This is a genomic window from Flavobacterium poyangense (assembly GCF_011751075.1).
In the GTDB taxonomy this organism is placed as follows: domain Bacteria; phylum Bacteroidota; class Bacteroidia; order Flavobacteriales; family Flavobacteriaceae; genus Flavobacterium; species Flavobacterium poyangense.
This window is the reverse complement of record NZ_JAALLN010000002.1, coordinates 470,983-488,081: the sequence shown is the minus strand read 5'-3', so window position 1 is coordinate 488,081 and position 17,099 is coordinate 470,983. Positions and strand designations below refer to the sequence as shown.

18 protein-coding genes are annotated in these 17,099 nt (G+C 33.7%); 2 read left to right on the top strand and 16 right to left on the bottom strand.

The genetic code is table 11. From position 1 onward, the window contains the following. Positions 1–33 precede the first annotated feature (33 nt). From G3A47_RS06935 to G3A47_RS06875, 13 genes are all read right to left on the bottom strand, one after another. Positions 34–480 (bottom strand): GNAT family N-acetyltransferase, encoded by a 447-nt coding sequence (locus G3A47_RS06935; protein WP_166921453.1) that lies wholly within the window; start codon positions 478–480, stop codon positions 34–36. Positions 481–1,029: 549 nt separating this feature from the next. After that, complete coding sequence (atpG, locus tag G3A47_RS06930; protein WP_166921452.1) at positions 1,030–1,890, bottom strand: ATP synthase F1 subunit gamma; 861 nt, start codon at positions 1,888–1,890, stop codon at positions 1,030–1,032. Between the two features lie 89 nt (positions 1,891–1,979). Further along, positions 1,980–3,557, bottom strand: a complete 1,578-nt coding sequence (gene atpA, locus G3A47_RS06925) for a F0F1 ATP synthase subunit alpha (RefSeq protein WP_166921451.1) — start codon at positions 3,555–3,557, stop codon at positions 1,980–1,982. Positions 3,558–3,595: 38 nt separating this feature from the next. Beyond that, the gene (gene atpH, locus G3A47_RS06920; protein WP_166921450.1) at positions 3,596–4,129 is read right to left on the bottom strand and encodes an ATP synthase F1 subunit delta; all 534 of its coding nucleotides are present in this window, start codon (positions 4,127–4,129) and stop codon (positions 3,596–3,598) included. 4 nt (positions 4,130–4,133) lie between these two features. Continuing rightward, positions 4,134–4,634 carry a F0F1 ATP synthase subunit B gene (locus G3A47_RS06915; protein ID WP_166921449.1) on the bottom strand — a complete coding sequence of 167 codons (501 nt, stop codon included), beginning with the start codon at positions 4,632–4,634 and terminating at the stop codon, positions 4,134–4,136. 89 nt (positions 4,635–4,723) lie between these two features. Continuing rightward, entirely contained in the window at positions 4,724–4,921 is a 198-nt protein-coding gene (gene atpE, locus G3A47_RS06910) for an ATP synthase F0 subunit C (protein WP_008465835.1), read from the bottom strand. A gap of 33 nt (positions 4,922–4,954) precedes the next feature. Beyond that, positions 4,955–6,130 (bottom strand): F0F1 ATP synthase subunit A, encoded by a 1,176-nt coding sequence (atpB, locus tag G3A47_RS06905; protein ID WP_166921448.1) that lies wholly within the window; start codon positions 6,128–6,130, stop codon positions 4,955–4,957. A 118-nt stretch (positions 6,131–6,248) separates the two neighbouring features. Further along, on the bottom strand, positions 6,249–6,641 hold the full coding sequence (locus G3A47_RS06900; RefSeq protein ID WP_166921447.1) for a hypothetical protein: 393 nt from the start codon (positions 6,639–6,641) through the stop codon (positions 6,249–6,251). A 138-nt stretch (positions 6,642–6,779) separates the two neighbouring features. Then, positions 6,780–7,007, bottom strand: coding sequence for an AtpZ/AtpI family protein (locus G3A47_RS06895; RefSeq protein ID WP_166921446.1), 228 nt, complete (start codon positions 7,005–7,007; stop codon positions 6,780–6,782). Continuing rightward, on the bottom strand, positions 6,973–7,383 hold the full coding sequence (locus G3A47_RS06890) for a bactofilin family protein (RefSeq protein ID WP_166921445.1): 411 nt from the start codon (positions 7,381–7,383) through the stop codon (positions 6,973–6,975). The genes G3A47_RS06895 and G3A47_RS06890 overlap by 35 nt, the downstream gene beginning before the upstream one ends. 4 nt (positions 7,384–7,387) lie before the next feature. Then, a complete protein-coding gene (porW, locus tag G3A47_RS06885) occupies positions 7,388–10,006 on the bottom strand; it encodes a type IX secretion system periplasmic lipoprotein PorW/SprE (protein WP_166921444.1) in 2,619 nt (872 codons plus the stop codon). An 88-nt stretch (positions 10,007–10,094) separates the two neighbouring features. After that, entirely contained in the window at positions 10,095–10,790 is a 696-nt protein-coding gene (locus tag G3A47_RS06880; RefSeq protein ID WP_166921443.1) for an ABC transporter ATP-binding protein, read from the bottom strand. A gap of 124 nt (positions 10,791–10,914) precedes the next feature. Further along, positions 10,915–12,375, bottom strand: coding sequence for a DUF5687 family protein (locus G3A47_RS06875; protein ID WP_166921442.1), 1,461 nt, complete (start codon positions 12,373–12,375; stop codon positions 10,915–10,917). Positions 12,376–12,503: 128 nt separating this feature from the next. On the opposite strand from G3A47_RS06875, the gene G3A47_RS06870 reads away from it, so the two are divergent. Then, a complete protein-coding gene (locus G3A47_RS06870) occupies positions 12,504–13,556 on the top strand; it encodes a ferredoxin--NADP reductase (RefSeq protein WP_166921441.1) in 1,053 nt (350 codons plus the stop codon). Positions 13,557–13,630: 74 nt separating this feature from the next. On the opposite strand, the gene G3A47_RS06865 is transcribed toward G3A47_RS06870, so the two are convergent. Both G3A47_RS06865 and G3A47_RS06860 read right to left on the bottom strand, forming a co-directional pair. Beyond that, a complete protein-coding gene (locus G3A47_RS06865) occupies positions 13,631–14,641 on the bottom strand; it encodes a glycosyltransferase family 9 protein (RefSeq protein WP_166921440.1) in 1,011 nt (336 codons plus the stop codon). 43 nt (positions 14,642–14,684) lie between these two features. Continuing rightward, positions 14,685–15,290, bottom strand: coding sequence for a DUF4254 domain-containing protein (locus G3A47_RS06860; protein WP_166921439.1), 606 nt, complete (start codon positions 15,288–15,290; stop codon positions 14,685–14,687). A 113-nt stretch (positions 15,291–15,403) separates the two neighbouring features. Between G3A47_RS06860 and upp the strand changes: the two genes are divergently transcribed. Continuing rightward, complete coding sequence (gene upp, locus G3A47_RS06855) at positions 15,404–16,057, top strand: uracil phosphoribosyltransferase (protein WP_166921438.1); 654 nt, start codon at positions 15,404–15,406, stop codon at positions 16,055–16,057. On the opposite strand, the gene G3A47_RS06850 is transcribed toward upp, so the two are convergent. Continuing rightward, a complete protein-coding gene (locus tag G3A47_RS06850; RefSeq protein ID WP_166921437.1) occupies positions 16,052–16,981 on the bottom strand; it encodes a DUF6427 family protein in 930 nt (309 codons plus the stop codon). The genes upp and G3A47_RS06850 overlap by 6 nt on opposite strands. Positions 16,982–17,099: the final 118 nt, after the last annotated feature.

Below are 17,099 nucleotides of genomic sequence, written 5' to 3'. Positions count from 1 at the left end.
TTTGTTGATTCAATAAAAAAACGCGGCTATAATTTATTGTGTTAATTTTTTCTCATCCAAAATTTTAACAAAATGAAAACCCTTTGGACCATAACCCTGATTGTAATAAAAACGATGCGCTGCAAAATTCCCTGTAAAAGCATCCAAAACAATACTGCTACAGTCAGAATCTAAAGCCTTTTGTTCTATATAATCGGTCAATAATTTCCCTATTCCTTTAGAACGCTGTCCGGGATCGACCACAAAATTATCTATTTCGAGATATTTACCGGTCCATAATTTAGTTGCTGACCAGCAACCTGTAATTCCTACACATTTTTCTTCTTCAAATACGCCTATTTGAATGTAATTACGCGGCACCATCTCAGACAGATAGGCTTCATATTTTTCTACGGATAAATTCGGATAAAGAAATCGCATGGTTTCAATCTGAGCTATCATTTCCGGAATTGTGGTGAGTTCTTTTATTTGTAGTTTCATTGGTATAAAAATAGATGTCAAAAATACTTAATTTTTTTTCATTGCCCGTTACATAATTCACAGCCAAAACTGCGAAATATATAAATAAAAGCTAAAAATTGTGTAATTCTTTTTAGCGCCTCTTTTCTAAATTTGCTCAACAGGGATTGATAACAGCTGATCTGTAACCCTAAAAAAACAAAGCACTGGGACTAATAAAGCTAGTTTGTTCCCATAAAAGACAAAGCACTGCGGATTTTAAGGTTTCTGCAACTCCTTGTATAAAATGGTACTGATTCTTGTTTTTTGAATAAAATGAGAATCACCATTTTATAACTATCTAAAAGCAACTCTCGGAACTTAACGAAATTGGCGGCAAAAAAAATTTGCTACGAATTGCACGAATTTGCACGAATTATTTTTTACGATGTAATTCTTTTAATCTGTGGCAAAAAAAGCTGTCACCGATTACGCAGATTTAAAGGATTTTTTTTCTAATTTAAAAAAAACTATATAAAAAAAGAGCAGACAATAGTAAAACTGTCTGCTCTTTTTATTGGTCTTAATAAATTATCCGTTCAATGCTTCTGCTCCACCAACGATCTCTAAGATTTCATTAGTAATGGCAGCCTGACGTGCTTTATTATAAGTCAATTTCAATTGGTTTCTCAATTCAGTTGCGTTGTCAGTTGCTTTGTGCATTGCTGTCATACGCGCTCCATGTTCTGAAGCAAATGAATCACGAATTCCTTTATACAATTGTGTTTTTAATGATTTTGGAATCAAAGTTAACACGATTTCTTCTTTTGAAGGCTCAAAAATATAATCTCCAGTTGAAACCGGTACATCAGATTTTATTGGAGCTAACGGTAAAAATTGCTCAACCTGAACGATTTGAGTCGCGGCATTTTTAAATTGATTGTATATCAATTCGATTCTGTCGTACTCTCCGGATAGGAATTTTTCAGTCAGGTTATCTGCTATTGCAGCAACATTATCAAAAGTTAAGTTATCAAAAATAGCATTATGATGACCGTGAACTTTATGCGATTTCACTAAAACATCATTTCCTTTTTTACCGATAGGAAAAACATCAACTTGTTTTCCTTCGTAAAACTGAGTACGATTTTTAACTTCTTTAATAATGTTCGTATTAAAAGCTCCACATAGACCTCTGTTAGAAGTTACAGCAACAAGTAATACTTTTTTTACTTCACGTTGTGTTGTATAATCTCCTCCAACTTCACCGTCAAGTGTTGCAGAAAGATTTTGTAACAACTCCGTTAATTTCTCGGCATAAGGGCGCATTGCAGTGATTGCATCTTGTGCTTTCTTAAGCTTTGCAGCAGAAACCATTTTCATAGCCGATGTAATTTGCATCGTCGATGAAACGGAAGTAATTCTATTACGGATTTCCTTTAAATTTGCCATTTGTTATAAAATGTATATTGTAAAAATTGTATAATGTATACTGCAAATGTTTTGAACATTATACAGTATACAACATACAATATACTTTATTAGTTATATTTTGCTGAAATTTCTTTTGCTGCTTTTTCGATAACATCAGTAATGTTGTCATCTAACTTACCAGCTTTCAAAGCAGAAAGAGTATCTTTATGCTTGCTGTTTAAATAAGCTAAGAAATCAGCTTCGAATTCTTTAACTTTATTTACAGGAACGTTTCTTAATAAGTTTTTAGAACCAGCGTAAATAATAGCTACTTGATTTTCTACTGTATAAGGATCATTCAAACCTTGTTTCAAGATTTCAACGTTTCTTTTTCCTTTTTCGATTACGTTTAAAGTAACAGAATCTAAGTCAGAACCAAATTTAGCAAAAGCTTCTAATTCACGGAATTGAGCCTGATCTAATTTTAAAGTTCCGGAAACTTTCTTCATAGATTTAATTTGTGCATTACCTCCAACACGAGATACTGAGATACCTACGTTGATCGCAGGACGAACTCCAGAGTTGAACAAATCTCCATCAAGGAAAATCTGACCGTCTGTAATCGAAATTACGTTTGTTGGGATATAAGCAGAAACGTCACCAGCCTGAGTTTCGATAATTGGTAAAGCAGTTAATGAACCACCACCTTTTACGATAGACTTGATAGAATCCGGTAAATCGTTCATGTTTTTAGCAATTCCATCATCTGCAATTACTTTACAAGCACGCTCTAATAAACGAGAGTGTAAGTAGAAAACGTCTCCAGGATATGCCTCACGTCCCGGTGGTCTTCTTAATAAAAGAGAAACCTCACGGTAAGCAACAGCTTGTTTAGATAAATCATCATAAACAATTAAAGCCGGACGACCTGAATCTCTAAAATACTCTCCAATTGCAGCACCTGCGAAAGGAGCATAAACTTGCATTGGAGCTGGGTCAGAAGCATTAGCTGCTACAATAACAGTATATGCCATTGCACCTTTTTCTTCTAACATTTTAGCAATTCCTGCTACAGTTGAAGCTTTTTGTCCAATTGCAACATATATACAGAATACAGGTTTTCCTGCATCGTAAAATTCTTTTTGATTTAAGATTGTATCGATACAAACAGTTGATTTACCTGTTTGACGGTCACCGATTACAAGCTCACGTTGTCCACGACCAACCGGGATCATAGCATCTACTGCCTTAATACCTGTTTGTAATGGCTCGGTAACTGGCTGACGAAAGATAACTCCAGGAGCTTTTCTTTCTAACGGCATTTCGTATAAGTCTCCACCGATTGGTCCTTTTCCGTCAATTGGAAAACCAAGAGTGTTTACTACACGTCCTACCATTTGCTCACCTACTTTAAGAGAAGCAATACGTTGTGTTCTTTTTGCAGTAGATCCTTCTTTGATTCCTGTAGATGGTCCTAAAAGTACCACACCAACATTGTCTTCTTCAAGGTTCAATACGATACCTTCCATACCGTTATCAAATTCTACTAACTCACCGTATTGTACATTAGATAGCCCGTAAACACGAGCAATACCATCTCCAACTTGAAGTACTGTTCCTACTTCCTCTAGCGTAGCACCAGATTCAAAACCTTCTACTTGCTTTCTTAATATTGCTGAAATTTCAGCAGGTTTGATTTCCGCCATCTTAATTTATAATTTAGACACTTTTATGTGTAATAAAACTAATTACTTAACTCTCTTTTTAATACTTGTAATCTGTTTGCAACAGAAGCATTGTATTGTTGATCTCCTATTCTTAAAATAAATCCTCCAATGATAGATGGATCTACTGTATTTTCAATTGTTATTTTTTTATCTGATAAAGTCACCACTTTTGCCAAAACTTTAGCTTCTAATGCGGCGTCCATAGGAACTGCTGTTGTAACTCTTGCTACTTCAACACCATTACTTTCGTCAAATAATTTTTTGTATTCTAAAGCAATCGCTTCAAGAATTTCAAATCTTTTGTTTTCAAATAATAAATGAAACAACCCTTTGGTCACCCCATTTACATCTGCAAAAACTTCTAAAAGAGCACTTTCTTTAACTTCAACTTTTGTAGTTGGGTTTTGAATAAAGGTACTCAATTCTAAATTACTCTCAATTGCAGAAGCAATTGACTTCATATCGCTATTAACCGCTTCGGCAACACCTTTAGAATTTGCTAAGTCCAGAATTGCTTTTGCATAACGAATTGCTGCTCTTGTACTTGCCATAATCTTAGTTTAGCTTTACGTCACCTAACATTTTCTCTACTAATTTAGTTTGAGCTTCTTTGTTAGATAATTCTTCTTTCAATAATTTTTCAGCAATGCTTAATGATAAAGTTGAAACCTGAGATTTCAATTCAGCCATAGCAGCATTTTTTTCACTTTCGATAGCCGCTTTAGCTTGCTCAATCATTTTTTGACCTGCTTCTTGTGCTTCGTTTTTAGAATCAGCAATCATTTTCTCTTTCATTTCACGAGCTTCTTTAAGCATCGCGTCACGCTCTGCACGAGCTTCATTCAAAATTCTTTGATTATCCGCTTGTAAATTTTCCATTTCTTTCTTTGCATTTTCAGCAGAAAGTAATGCGTTTTTAATTCCTTCTTCTCTTGCTGTAATAGATTCCATAATTGGTTTCCATGCAAATTTTACTAAAAGAATGATTAAAACTAACAAGATTAAAGCTTGCCAAAAGAATAAACCGAATGAAAAATCGTTAATTAACTTATCCATTTTATAACTATATTAAATATTTAATTTCCTTTTTTAAAAGTAACAACACCTTTAACCAACCGTTAAAGATGTTGTTATTTCTTTCTTTATTATTTTCCTAAGATTAAAGCAGCAAATGCTAAACCTTCTAATAAAGCCGCGATAATAATCATCGCAGTTTGAATTTTACCAGCAGCTTCTGGTTGACGAGCAATCGCGTCCATAGCAGATCCACCGATTTTACCTAAACCTAAACCTGCACCGATTACTACTAAACCTGCACCTACTAAAGTTGGAATTGTTCCCATAAGTATTTATATATATAAAATTAAACTTCTAAATTAAATAATAACATTTTCATCATGGTGACCATGATCATGGTCATGATCCTGAACTGCCATACCAATAAACAATGATGATAACATTGTAAAAATAAAGGCCTGTAAAAATGCAACTAAAACTTCGATTACCGAAATAAATAATGTTAACCCTAATGAGATTGGCAAATCTGCAGCTAAATTTTTACCTACAAAGATCATTGCGATCAAACTCATAATTACTACGTGACCTGCAGTAATATTTGCATACAAACGAATTAATAATGCAAATGGTTTTGTTAATGTTCCTAAGATTTCAATTGGAGCTAAAATAATTTTCATTGGAACTGGTACTCCCGGCATCCAGAAAATGTGTCCCCAGTAATCTTTGTTAGCACTAAATTGTGTAATTAAGAATGTAAATAATGCTAAACAAACTGTGATGGCAATATTTCCGGTAACGTTAATTCCAAGTGGTGTCATACCTAATAAGTTTAACAACCATACAAAGAAAAATACAGTTAACAGGTATCCCATATATTTTCTATATTTTTTCTCACCAATATTCGGAACTGCAATTTCATCTCTGATGAAAATAATTAGCGGTTCTAATACTCTACCAAATCCAGTTGGGATTGGTCCTTTTTTATATGATTTTGCTAATCCAGTAAACATTAAAAATAATAGGACTGCAACAAAAAGCATCGACACAACATTTTTTGTAATAGAAAAGTCTAATGGCTTTTCGTTTTCAGGATGTCCATGGTCATTAAAAGTAATTGTTCCCGCAGCATCTGTTTTGTAAATTTTACCGTGAACTAATTTGTAGAAGTTTCCATCAACTTCTGCTACTGCTTCACCGTGGTGTAATTTTGAAGAAGAGAAAATTTTCAATCCTCCGTCAATAAGAATTACAGGTAATGGAAAACCATACTGTTTATTTTCTTTTTCATCTGAAAAGAAAACAAAATCGTGTGAGTCTTGTAAGTGATGCTCAATAAAAGCGTCCACTTTTGCTTTTGGATCAAGAGCTGCATGCTCACCTTCCGAAGGTGCGTTATGTGAAATTACTTTTTCTTCATGAGCTGACTCAGCCTGTACATGCGTTGAGTCATTCTCTGAATTTGCAAAACTCATTACTGGAGAACAAGCTACTAAAGCTGCAAGAATAAAATTGAGCGGTTTGTTTGAAATCACCATATCTGTTAAAAATCTTATTTTTTACGTTTCTAAAATTTGGTGCAAAGGTACATTTTTTATTAATATTCAAAAGGATATGAAAAATTATTTTTGAGCATTCTTTTACGGAATCCCAGTTTTAACGCTTTTCATTTAATAATCGGACAGTTAAAAGCGTCTGAAATAACAAAAATAAAATAAATGTTACAAAAAAACTGATTTTTTCTACCATCACCTCTTCGCTTTTATTTTCTAAAATTGGCCTTAAAATTAAATATCCCAATAACATTTGCGTAAAGGTTCCAAACAGGAAAGTCATTCCGATAATTTCGAAATTCTTTTTCTTTACTACTAATAATACAAAGTATAATAATGCTGACAGTCCAAAAAAGATCAAATACAAGAATTCTATCGTATAATAAAAGTTTTGAGCTTTGATTTCTAAAACCAAAAAAAACGCTTTATGCAACACATAAGCTGCTAAAGCAAAAAAGAATAGATATAAAATAGGTTTGTAATTTTTTAAAAGCATATGAAATAATTTTCTGCAAAGATGCAATATTTATTTAAAGCTTTATAAAAAGGTTCTAAGATGCAGAGGTGCAAAATAAATAAACCTAACCGTTTTTAAAAAAATGGTTAGGTTTATTCTGTAAACGTCATGGCAAAATTACTTTGTTTTATTGATTTCGTTAACCTGACGAATGACATTGTATAGGGCTATTCCAACCCCAACCATTACAAAGATGGTATTGAAATATACTTTAGGACTCGGATAATTTTCGTCCAGCCATGTACCAAAATAGGAAAATAAAAAGATAATAATTCCCATTTGAACAGGAATGTTAATAAGTGGCAACCACTTATTCCTTCTGTTTTTGTTCGGCTCCTTTTCCATCTTTTAGTTTTACTTCATTTGTAGGGGTCAACATGCTGCAGGTTGCTGTAAAATCGGCACCAGGCTCTATAGAAAGTTTTCCAACGGCAACTTCTCCGTGAATTTGTGCTGTCGCTTTTATATTAAGGACTTCCAGAACCTTTATTTTTCCCTGAAACTCTCCTTCAATATCAGCGTTATTACAAACGATTTCACCTTTTACAACTCCGGAAACGCCGATTACCAATTTTCCTTGTGAGGTAAAGTTACCTATCAATTCACCATCTAATCTAAAATCGGCTTTAGAAACGATGTCGCCAATAATGGATGTGCCTTCTACTATTCTATTGGTTTTTCCTAAAAGCTCTGTTCCGTTTTTTTTTACTTTATCAAACATTAGATTATGGGGTTTTGGGGGCTACGTAAGCTTCAATATTTTTTTTAATTTGTACTATCTTATAATTCTCACTCGAAATAATGATTGACTTATTTGAGATTTTGTATTTTTTATCGTCTCTAAAAACACCGGCAAGGTCATTGGCATATGCTTCTGACTTTATACCATGAATAACCACAAAACTTTGGGTTTTAGTGTACTTATCAATAGAGGTTCTAAGTTTTAAGAAATTTTCTATGTCTAAAAACTTATGAATTGCTTCTTCCACTTTTTTTCCGGTCTTACTATCATCGCTGGCAATCGGATAGATAATTTTCCAATTCTGACCATCAATAGCAGTAAACTCAAGTTTCTCTAAGTTTGGTACTTGTTTTTCTAAAATTTCACGGGCGTTTTTCCCTTCTACACTATTCGGATAATTGTCAGCAACATTTTCCAGACCTTTTTTATAGGCAGCCAGACCGTTTACTTTTCCTAATGTATTTGCTTTCAGCAATTCATACTTAGAAACAATTTCATCGCCTGCATACTGATTAATCAGATTATCGATATTGTCCAGCACCGTATCAAATTGTTGTTCCTGAAATAATTTATACCATTTTTGATATTCTTTCTCCGGTAATGCCAAATCATCGTTATTGGTATGATTTAAGATTTGTGCATACCTCGAATCCGGATAGTTCGCTGTAATTTTCGATTTTATCTCCTGGGCTTTCTTTGGATCTGTAATTTCGTAAATCTTGTACAAATTGTACATGGCAGGTAAAATCAGTTTCTCTTCCGGATTATTTTTCAATAATTGCTCCAGCTTTCCACTTGCCAAATAGTATTCTTTAAACTTTTCTTTATAAATAAGCCCTAACTGGTAATAAGCAAAATTGCGTTCTTTTCCAATACTGTCCATAGCAGCCTCAGTAGCGGGAAGTTGTTTTTCATAAAATGCAGTGGTATATTTTTCGATAACAATAGTATCTTTTATAGCATTTAAAGAATCCCGACTCATTTCTGCGGCTTCTTTTAATATCGCATCATCATTTGCCGCTTTTGCCGAAGCCATTCTCCAGTAACCTCCTAAAATCCTATTGCCCCAGGCTTTTTTAAATTGCAACTTACCGTAAGCAACCGTTGTTGGGTTATAAAAATAAAAGGTACTTGTAGCCTCATTGTCAGACGGCGGATTAAATTTTCCTATTCCGGGAGGAACAGCGCCGGGTTGCGATTGAGGATTAACAGCTGTTGGCTCACTGTCTGCTTTTGAATTACGCTCTACATTAGCCAGTTTTTCTTTTTCTTTCTCTTCAAGAATACGTTTGGCTTCGTCTTTCTTTTTGAGCTCGGCAATGTAATCTTCAAAGTAATTTTTTCGGTCTGCAACCGGCATACCATATACCCTGATAATACTGTCATTGCGTTTTGCAATGGCCTCGTATTTTATAACATTGTCTAAGTTTTTCCTGTTTTTTTCTATAAAAGCAAACTCCCTGCTTTTCGGATCTAATTTTACCAATGTACTGTCGTAATATTTTGCAGCCATTGTATAATCTGTATTTTTAAAATACATATTCCCAATATTCCTATAGGTAGAGGCAATCAGATAAGAATCTTTGGATTTTCTGCCCAGCGATTTATTATAGAATTTGAGTGCATTTTCCTGTTCTTTCCTTTTATCAAAAAAGACACCCATTTCAAAAAACAGTACATCATAATATGGTCTGTTCTCACGATCTTCAACTAACTTATTGTAGGTTTCTAAAAAAATGGTATCGTTACCCGTTTCATAATCATACAGTTGTGCTTTTTTTGCATAAGCATGCATCATGTATTTCCGATCGGCTTTTCGATTCATATCAATAACCCCGTCGTAAAAATAGATCGCACTGTCTTTTTTTCCGTCTTCCTGATACAACTGCCCTAGAATAAAACGGTATCGGGCTTTGTCTTCGTTTATTCGGCTAAACTCTTCGGCAATTTTAAGTTTGGTAATGGCACTGTCTCTCTTTTCTAAATTTAGAAAAGCTTCTGCCAGTAAAGCATTGGCATCTGAAAAAGTTTGCTTACTCAAATCTGTATTTTTCAATAACAGATTAATGTTTTTCACAACAATCGCATCATTTCCCAAACGCATATTGGTTTTCTCACGCCAGACTTTTGCAGTATAGATATTACTACTGTTGGGATATTTGTATAAAATATAATTGAATGCTTCTAAAGCCGGAATAAAACGCTGATCGTAGTATCTGGCTTTTCCTAACATCAGATAAGCCTCATCTATTTGAGAATTCTTTTCGCGTCCGCCAATGTTCATGGAGTGTTTCTGGATGGCTTTTGTAGCTTTCGTTTCAGCTTTCTCGAAGTCCGCATTTTTAGCTTTATTATCATCGGCGAAATTCTCATCAACCTGCATTTTTTCTATAGGCAACATTTTCCAGAAATTATCCTGATTATTGCCCTGAATCGATTGTAATCCTTTCTCTAAACCTATCCCTCCATTGTACAAAATATTGTATTTTGTGCTTAAGGCGTGGGAATTTCGAGACAAAAAAGTGTTGTTTTTGGTAGAACAGGCTATCAAAAGAAAGAAAAACACCAGAAAAAAGCTATATTTAAGAGTATTCTTTTTCAATAGAAAAGAGTTTAAATCATTTAACTTCTAAAAACGATTTTTAGTATAATGACTTGTAAAAATACGCTTCTTTTTGTAATATAGAAATTTATACCGCAAAAAACGATTCCAATTCTTGTAAGGTTTCTTTTGAAGTTTGAATATCTTTAACAATTTCGCCTTTATTGAGTGCTACAATTCGATCACAAACTTCTACCGTATGTTGTAAATCATGACTGGAAACCAATACCGTTACGTTGGCATCTTCTGCTAATTCTTTGATGATTTTTTTTAATCGGCTTACGGTTGTAGGATCTAAATTGGCAAAAGGCTCATCGAGAACAATCACTTCAGGATTACCGATAAGAGTAGCAATTATACCAACTTTCTTCTGATTCCCTTTAGATAAATCGCGCAGGTATTTTTTATTTTTTAAGATTTCTCCATTAAAAAACTCCTCATGTTTTGCTAACAATGCATCAACATCTGCTTTATTCTGGTGACGTAAATCTCCGATAAAATAAAAATACTCTTCAGGGGTTAAATACCCGATCAGAAAACTTTCGTCGAGAAAAGAACCGGTAAACGATTTCCAATTCTCACTTGTGTTTACCTGAATATCACTGTTCTTAATATTTCCTGTAGAAGGCTGAATCAAATCTAACAGCAAACTGAAAAAAGTTGTTTTTCCGGCTCCGTTATTCCCAACCAATCCGAAACTTTGTCCTTTTGGAATTTCAAGATGCTCAATATTTAAAACTGTTGTCCCATTGTATTTTTTTGAAAGCTGACTTACTTGTATCATGGTAATTGGTTATTTTAAATTTTAGATTGTTGATTTTAGATTTAAAAAATGGGTGTGCTTTGCATCCTTTTTTTATAAATGAAATCTATTTTTTCGTGTTAGGTACGATTGGGTTGGTAATACTTTAATTCTTTTCTTTATAAGCACTTATCACGCTGTATTTTTCTGTTTTGTATCTTTTTTCGATTAACGAAAAGACTTTATTTCTAAAAATAAAACCTAAAAATCCGGCACCTGCAACCAATCCTAGTCCGAGTATTTTATCTCCTAAATAAAGACCGATACCATAGAGCCCCACCGGCAATACGATTTTTGGCAAAGCCAATAACATTGCGCTAATATTGAAAGCTTTTTTATCACTAAAAGCGCCTCCTGCATTACTCAAATCAATTGGTGTTTTGTTAAAAGCGCCCCCAAAAAGTACCAGGTGAGAGTTAACACCAATGTTATAAATCGCTCCTACTACGATAAGTAAGTATACTTCCCATCCGTAAAAAAGGTAAAAAGAAGCCAAAATTGTCGTAACAGAAGTAGCAATAACAATCAGCCACCATTTTGAAGTAATATAACTGCGATAGGGAATATTTTGCGTCATCATCAATTGATAATACGAACTGTCCCAGCTGGGTACAAATTGTCCGAAAACAAATAAAAAACCACCCGAAACAAATATTCCCGCAAAAATATGCATCACTTCCGGTTGCTTAGAATTTCCAAAAAAGATCAAACCGTAAAATAAAAAGAGAACACTCATTACGATCGTTGTTTTTGACCTCTTATTTCTCTTAATCAATTTAATATCATTTTTAAGAAATGTTCCCAAAGTCCCAAACTGATTCAGCCATAAAAGATTTTCTGTGGTGGCAATGTCTTCTTTTTTAGAAAGTCCGGCATCTAAATATAAATTGTTTTTAAAATACTTAAATGTAAATCCGTACAAACCAACTAAAATCAAAACCGGAATTAAAACAATTCCTTTTATGCTATAAAACCCTTGAAAAAAGGAGGTTGTAAAAATGGTAATGTCAAATATCTTATAATATTGCGCTGTTCCTAAAGCCAAAATTATTGCCACAAAAACAACAAATAATTTGTCGATATTACTCAAAATGATATTCAGAAAATTATTTATATATACTAACGAAAGAATAGCCAGATGCCAACAAATCACACCTATAATATCATAGCCTTCAATAACTAATACGATCGAAAAAGGCAGAAAGAAAAGAGCATGTGCCCAATTAAAAAAAGACAAAACTGTTTTGCCTAACGAAAAATGAACAATGGTTGGTTTCTTAAAAGGCAAAACCAGTAATGGTTTTATATTAAGTACAGGAATAGCCTGCATCAACAATCGAATCACTAAGTCGGATAAAAAGTAATAAATTAGAAATCTGTTAACCGTTACTAATGGCTCGAGATTCATTTTTTTTAACACATAAAAAGCTCCGACACCCAATCCGACAAAAACAATTGAAAAATAGATCATCAAAAAACCGATCAGAATTTTCAAGGCCAAATTAGAACCGAATGAAGCCGATCGGATAAAGGCTTTCCATTCGAGGTAAATAAACTTTTTAATCATGGTTGTTTGGTTTTCAGTTTTGTAGTAAGAGATCAAATGTAAGTAAACGTTACAAAAAAAGTTAAAAAAAATAATTTCGTTACCATCAATTAGCCGTTGTTTGCTACTTTTGCAGAAAATATCAAATCATGCCTTCATTCTTAAAACTCATAATTAAAGAGGTTAAACGTGAAACTGTCGATGCGGTTTCTGTCCTTTTTAATGTTCCCGAAGAACTAAAACCGGACTATAAGTTTATTGCCGGACAATATATAAATCTAAAACTAACTCTTGATAATCAAGAAATTAGACGTGCTTATTCTATTTGCTCAGGACCAGAAAGCGGCGAGCTGAGAATTGCAGTAAAAGCGGTTAAAAATGGTTTGTTTTCGCAATTTGCAAACACCAAATTAAAAGCCGGAGATGTGCTTGAAGTAGGTCATCCTGAAGGAAAATTTACCTTTGAACCGGATGCTGAAAGACAAAGAAACTACGCTGCTTTTGTAGCGGGAAGCGGAATTACACCTGTTCTTTCTATTATAAAATCAGTTTTAAAAAGTGAACCAAAAAGCTCATTTGTATTGGTTTACGGAAACAAAACACCTGAAGAAACGATCTTTCACCAGGAATTACACGATTTGCAATTGCAATATGTAGGGCGTTTATTCGTGCATTATGTATTTAGCCAGGCAAAAGCAGAGAATGCTTTATTTGGCAGAATTGACAAATCAGCTGTGAATTTTGTATTGAATAACAAACACAAAGAACTACAATTTGACAAATTCTACTTGTGTGGTCCTGAAGAAATGATCAATACCGTTTCGGGTATTCTAAAAGAGAAAAACATAAAAGAATCTGCTATTAAGTTTGAACTTTTTACTTCTTCTACTAAAGAAAATCAAATCAATACATCGCTGGAAGGTCACTCAAAAATTACAGTTTTGGTTGATGATGAAGAAGTTTCTTTTGAAATGTCTCAAAAACAAACTATTCTTGATGCAGCATTAAAACAGGGAATTGATGCTCCTTATTCCTGCCAGGGCGGAATTTGCAGCAGCTGTTTAGCACGTATCACAACAGGATCAGCAGAAATGACTAAAAATTCTATTTTAACAGACAAAGAAATCGCTTCCGGTTTGGTTTTAACCTGCCAGGCGCATCCGACATCGGAAACTATTTATGTAGATTTTGATGATGTTTAAAAAATGAAATTCTAATAAAAAAAATCCAAATTCCAGCCTTATAATTGGAATTTGGATTTTTTTTTATTGGATTTTTATCCTACTAAGCTTTGGATTTTTTTTGCCACTTTCTTTGGAGAAATGGTTCTCATCGCATCTTCATAACCTTCTACTATTTTATTTCCATAAACAGAAGTTGGTAAATTGGGATACAGATTTCGGTCTGAAACCAACGCATCATCAAGGCTTTGATTAAACGGTAAAAATCCCGCATACGGATGGGTAGCTCCCCAAAGTGTTACCACTTTTACGCCCAGCATCGCAGCAATATGTGCATTTCCGGAATCCATAGAAAGCATTACATCAAGATTGCTGATTATTTTTAGCTCTTGTTGAAATTTAATTTTACCGGCTACATTGATTACATTTTTAAAAGGCTTTGAAAGTGATTCTAAAATTTCGATTTCTTTCTTTCCTCCTCCAAAAAGCAGAATAGTTTGTTCTTTATTATCGGCCAGTTTTGCGATCACTTCTTCCATGAAATCCAAAGGATACACCTTAGAATCATATTGGGCAAAAGGCGCAATTCCGATTAGTTTTTGATAACTTTCTCCAATTACATCTGTGATTTCAGCACTCAGTACCGCTTTCTTCGGAAATTCAGGATTCGATAAATCAACGGGAAAACCTAATTTTTCAAACACCTCAGCATGCCTCTCAAACATCGATGGCAGTGGTGCAAAAATTTTATTTTCGACACGTGTCAATTCCTTTTTCCCTTCACGTCCTTTGTTAACTGTGGCTCTTATTTTCCCACTTAAAGCAAAAAGTAAACTCACAATTTTAGATCTTAGAACATTGTGTAAATCTGCAAAAGCATCAATTTTGAGTTTTTTTACGTCTTTAAACAATCTCAGAAGCCCAGGAAAACCTTTGTGGCGTTCTTTTTCATCAAAAGCAAAAAAATCCAGATTGGGAATCCCTTCAAAAAAAGGCTTAAAAAACGGGCGTGAAATCACCGTAATTTTTACAGTCGGATACTGTTTTACAAAAGCGCGTAAAACAGGAACCGTCATGGCAACATCTCCCATTGCAGAGAGTCGCATGACGGCTATATGTTGAATAGTCTTAGACAATTTTGCTGTCAAACTATTTTTTGTTCTGATATAAAACAGGATTTAAATCATCATCGTTGTACATTTTCATTTGTTTGTACACTTTCATGAATTTATCTCCATTTTCGATATCTGTCAGCAAATCTTCAATTGCTGTAGATAAATCACTTCTTTGCTCTAAAAGAACATTCAATTTTTCCTGACATTTATCTCTGTGCTCTTGTGAAGCCTCTGCCCGAGTAGCTTCTTCATGCATATGATAAATTTTTAATGCCAAAATAGACAATCTGTCAAATGCCCAAGCCGGACTTTCAGAGTTGATTTTTGCACCGTCTTTTACTTTTACATCACTGTATTTTTGCAAAAAGTAACTGTCGATGTACTCCACCATATCTGTACGTTCCTGGTTAGAAGCATCAATTCTTCTTTTTAAAGTTAAAGCTGCTACGGGATCAATTTGCGGATCACGAATAATATCTTCAAAATGCCATTGAACAGTGTCAATCCAGTTTTTTAAATACAATAAATGTTCAAATTTATCTTTTGGAAACGGATTGTTTATAGGTTGATCAACATTATCAAACTGATGATAATCTTTGATACTTTGTTCGAAAACCGAATATGCTAATTTTGAAAACATGTCTTTATTTTTTAGAGAGACAAAGATACTTTTTATACTTTTATAGTCCGAAAAAAACCTTTACTTTTTCGTCATAAATAAAGGATACATCCTAACAATTCTAAAAATTCATTATGAAAATTCATTATATATCGGAAGATAACAGTGTGCTGAACCATTTTTTAGGTCAAATTCGAAATGTAGACGTTCAGAACGACAGCATGCGTTTCCGAAGAAACATAGAGCGAATTGGCGAAATTATGGCCTACGAACTAAGCAAAACTTTGTCCTATAAAAGTGTCGAAATTCAGACGCCACTTGGGATTAAAAAAACAACCGAAATAAGTGAAGATTTGGTTTTATGCTCTATTTTGCGGGCCGGATTACCCCTACACAATGGGTTTTTAAATTATTTTGATCATGCGGAAAACAGTTTTGTTTCGGCTTGCAGACATCATCCGAATAATGATGATGCCTTTGAAATTTTAGTTGAATATCAAGCCCTTTCAAACATCAATAATAAAACCGTTCTGCTTCTTGATCCCATGTTGGCCACGGGGCAATCTATAGTTGCGGTTCATGAAAAATTAGTTCAGAATGCAACTCCAAACGAAATTCATATTATGGTTGTGATTGCTGCTCCTGAAGGTATAGCGTATCTCGAAAAGAATCTTCCGGACAATTGCCACCTATGGGTTGCTTCTTTAGATGAAAAATTAAATGAGAAAAATTACATTATCCCGGGTCTTGGTGATGCGGGTGATCTTGCTTATGGGAGTAAACTATAATTGTGATAAAAACAAAAATAAACTACACGCAATAAGTACATAAAAGACAATTTCGTTATTTAATTTTTGCTGTATATACTCTACGTGTCCTGAGGCCATAATAGTCAATGGTGCAATACTGAACAACAGTAAATCATTGCTTTTATTTGGTGAAACAATAAAAACAATAACCGCTATAAAAAAACAGGCTACTACTTTTTTGTATGACGAATGCACAATTTGTGGCCTGTTTGAAAAGGTTGTTAACATTGAAAAAACAAAAAATAAAGCTACAGCCGTATATATTGAAAGCGCTGCGTTTTCGTAATTGTTCTTAAAATAATCTATACTGAAATCCACTACAGCACGTTTTTCAAAAAATTGAATGGCATCAATATGAAAAATCAAAGAGATCAATAAAAAAATCACACTAACAGCAAAAAGCGCTATAAAAGGCAGTACCCAGTTTCTGTAATCGTTTGAAACGTGGAAAATAATCGATATAAAAACCAAGATCAGGAAAAGAATACACCAAAATTGAAATAAAGAAGCTATTAAAATCCAAAAAGCAGCATCAAATATTTTTTCTTTTGAAGCCTTCAGAGACTGCAGGGAGATTAACCTTCGAAGAGCTAACAGAATAAAAAAGTTCGCATAGATTACATTCGAATCATTAAATATTGTAGGGAAAAACAATAAGAACAATAAGTAAAAAAATATCGAATAACCGTTGTCTTTACTGAGTCCGTTCTTCTTTACTATAAAATTAATCAGGAAAAAAGAAGCAAAAATAAAGCACAAAAGACTTACTTTTTGGAACGCCAAAAATGGAGAACTGATCCATGAAGGTTCCTGAATTTGAAAAAGAAAAAAGAAAACCAGTATTAAAATTACGACCAATGAATAATTTAATGGCGTAGATTTTTTAAAAACACTTGTTATCATAAGGATATTTTATACTTTTGTGACTGTAAATATAATACTTGTTTAAAAGGAAAACCAACAAGTTGAAAAAGATTCGATCAATTGAATTTTAGCTTCAATGCGTTACAAAACAATAAAT

What these genes read in the sequence shown, in the direction of transcription:
- G3A47_RS06935 (WP_166921453.1), bottom strand. Translation starts at nt 480, where the DNA reads ATGAAACTACAAATAAAAGAACTCACCACAATTCCGGAAATGATAGCT.
- atpG (WP_166921452.1), bottom strand. Translation starts at nt 1,890, where the DNA reads ATGGCAAATTTAAAGGAAATCCGTAATAGAATTACTTCCGTTTCATCG.
- atpA (WP_166921451.1), bottom strand. Translation starts at nt 3,557, where the DNA reads ATGGCGGAAATCAAACCTGCTGAAATTTCAGCAATATTAAGAAAGCAA.
- atpH (WP_166921450.1), bottom strand. Translation starts at nt 4,129, where the DNA reads ATGGCAAGTACAAGAGCAGCAATTCGTTATGCAAAAGCAATTCTGGAC.
- G3A47_RS06915 (WP_166921449.1), bottom strand. Translation starts at nt 4,634, where the DNA reads ATGGATAAGTTAATTAACGATTTTTCATTCGGTTTATTCTTTTGGCAA.
- atpE (WP_008465835.1), bottom strand. Translation starts at nt 4,921, where the DNA reads ATGGGAACAATTCCAACTTTAGTAGGTGCAGGTTTAGTAGTAATCGGT.
- atpB (WP_166921448.1), bottom strand. Translation starts at nt 6,130, where the DNA reads ATGGTGATTTCAAACAAACCGCTCAATTTTATTCTTGCAGCTTTAGTA.
- G3A47_RS06900 (WP_166921447.1), bottom strand. Translation starts at nt 6,641, where the DNA reads ATGCTTTTAAAAAATTACAAACCTATTTTATATCTATTCTTTTTTGCT.
- G3A47_RS06895 (WP_166921446.1), bottom strand. Translation starts at nt 7,007, where the DNA reads ATGGAAAAGGAGCCGAACAAAAACAGAAGGAATAAGTGGTTGCCACTT.
- G3A47_RS06890 (WP_166921445.1), bottom strand. Translation starts at nt 7,383, where the DNA reads ATGTTTGATAAAGTAAAAAAAAACGGAACAGAGCTTTTAGGAAAAACC.
- G3A47_RS06880 (WP_166921443.1), bottom strand. Translation starts at nt 10,790, where the DNA reads ATGATACAAGTAAGTCAGCTTTCAAAAAAATACAATGGGACAACAGTT.
- G3A47_RS06875 (WP_166921442.1), bottom strand. Translation starts at nt 12,375, where the DNA reads ATGATTAAAAAGTTTATTTACCTCGAATGGAAAGCCTTTATCCGATCG.
- G3A47_RS06870 (WP_166921441.1), top strand. Translation starts at nt 12,504, where the DNA reads ATGCCTTCATTCTTAAAACTCATAATTAAAGAGGTTAAACGTGAAACT.
- G3A47_RS06865 (WP_166921440.1), bottom strand. Translation starts at nt 14,641, where the DNA reads ATGCGACTCTCTGCAATGGGAGATGTTGCCATGACGGTTCCTGTTTTA.
- G3A47_RS06860 (WP_166921439.1), bottom strand. Translation starts at nt 15,290, where the DNA reads ATGTTTTCAAAATTAGCATATTCGGTTTTCGAACAAAGTATCAAAGAT.
- upp (WP_166921438.1), top strand. Translation starts at nt 15,404, where the DNA reads ATGAAAATTCATTATATATCGGAAGATAACAGTGTGCTGAACCATTTT.
- G3A47_RS06850 (WP_166921437.1), bottom strand. Translation starts at nt 16,981, where the DNA reads ATGATAACAAGTGTTTTTAAAAAATCTACGCCATTAAATTATTCATTG.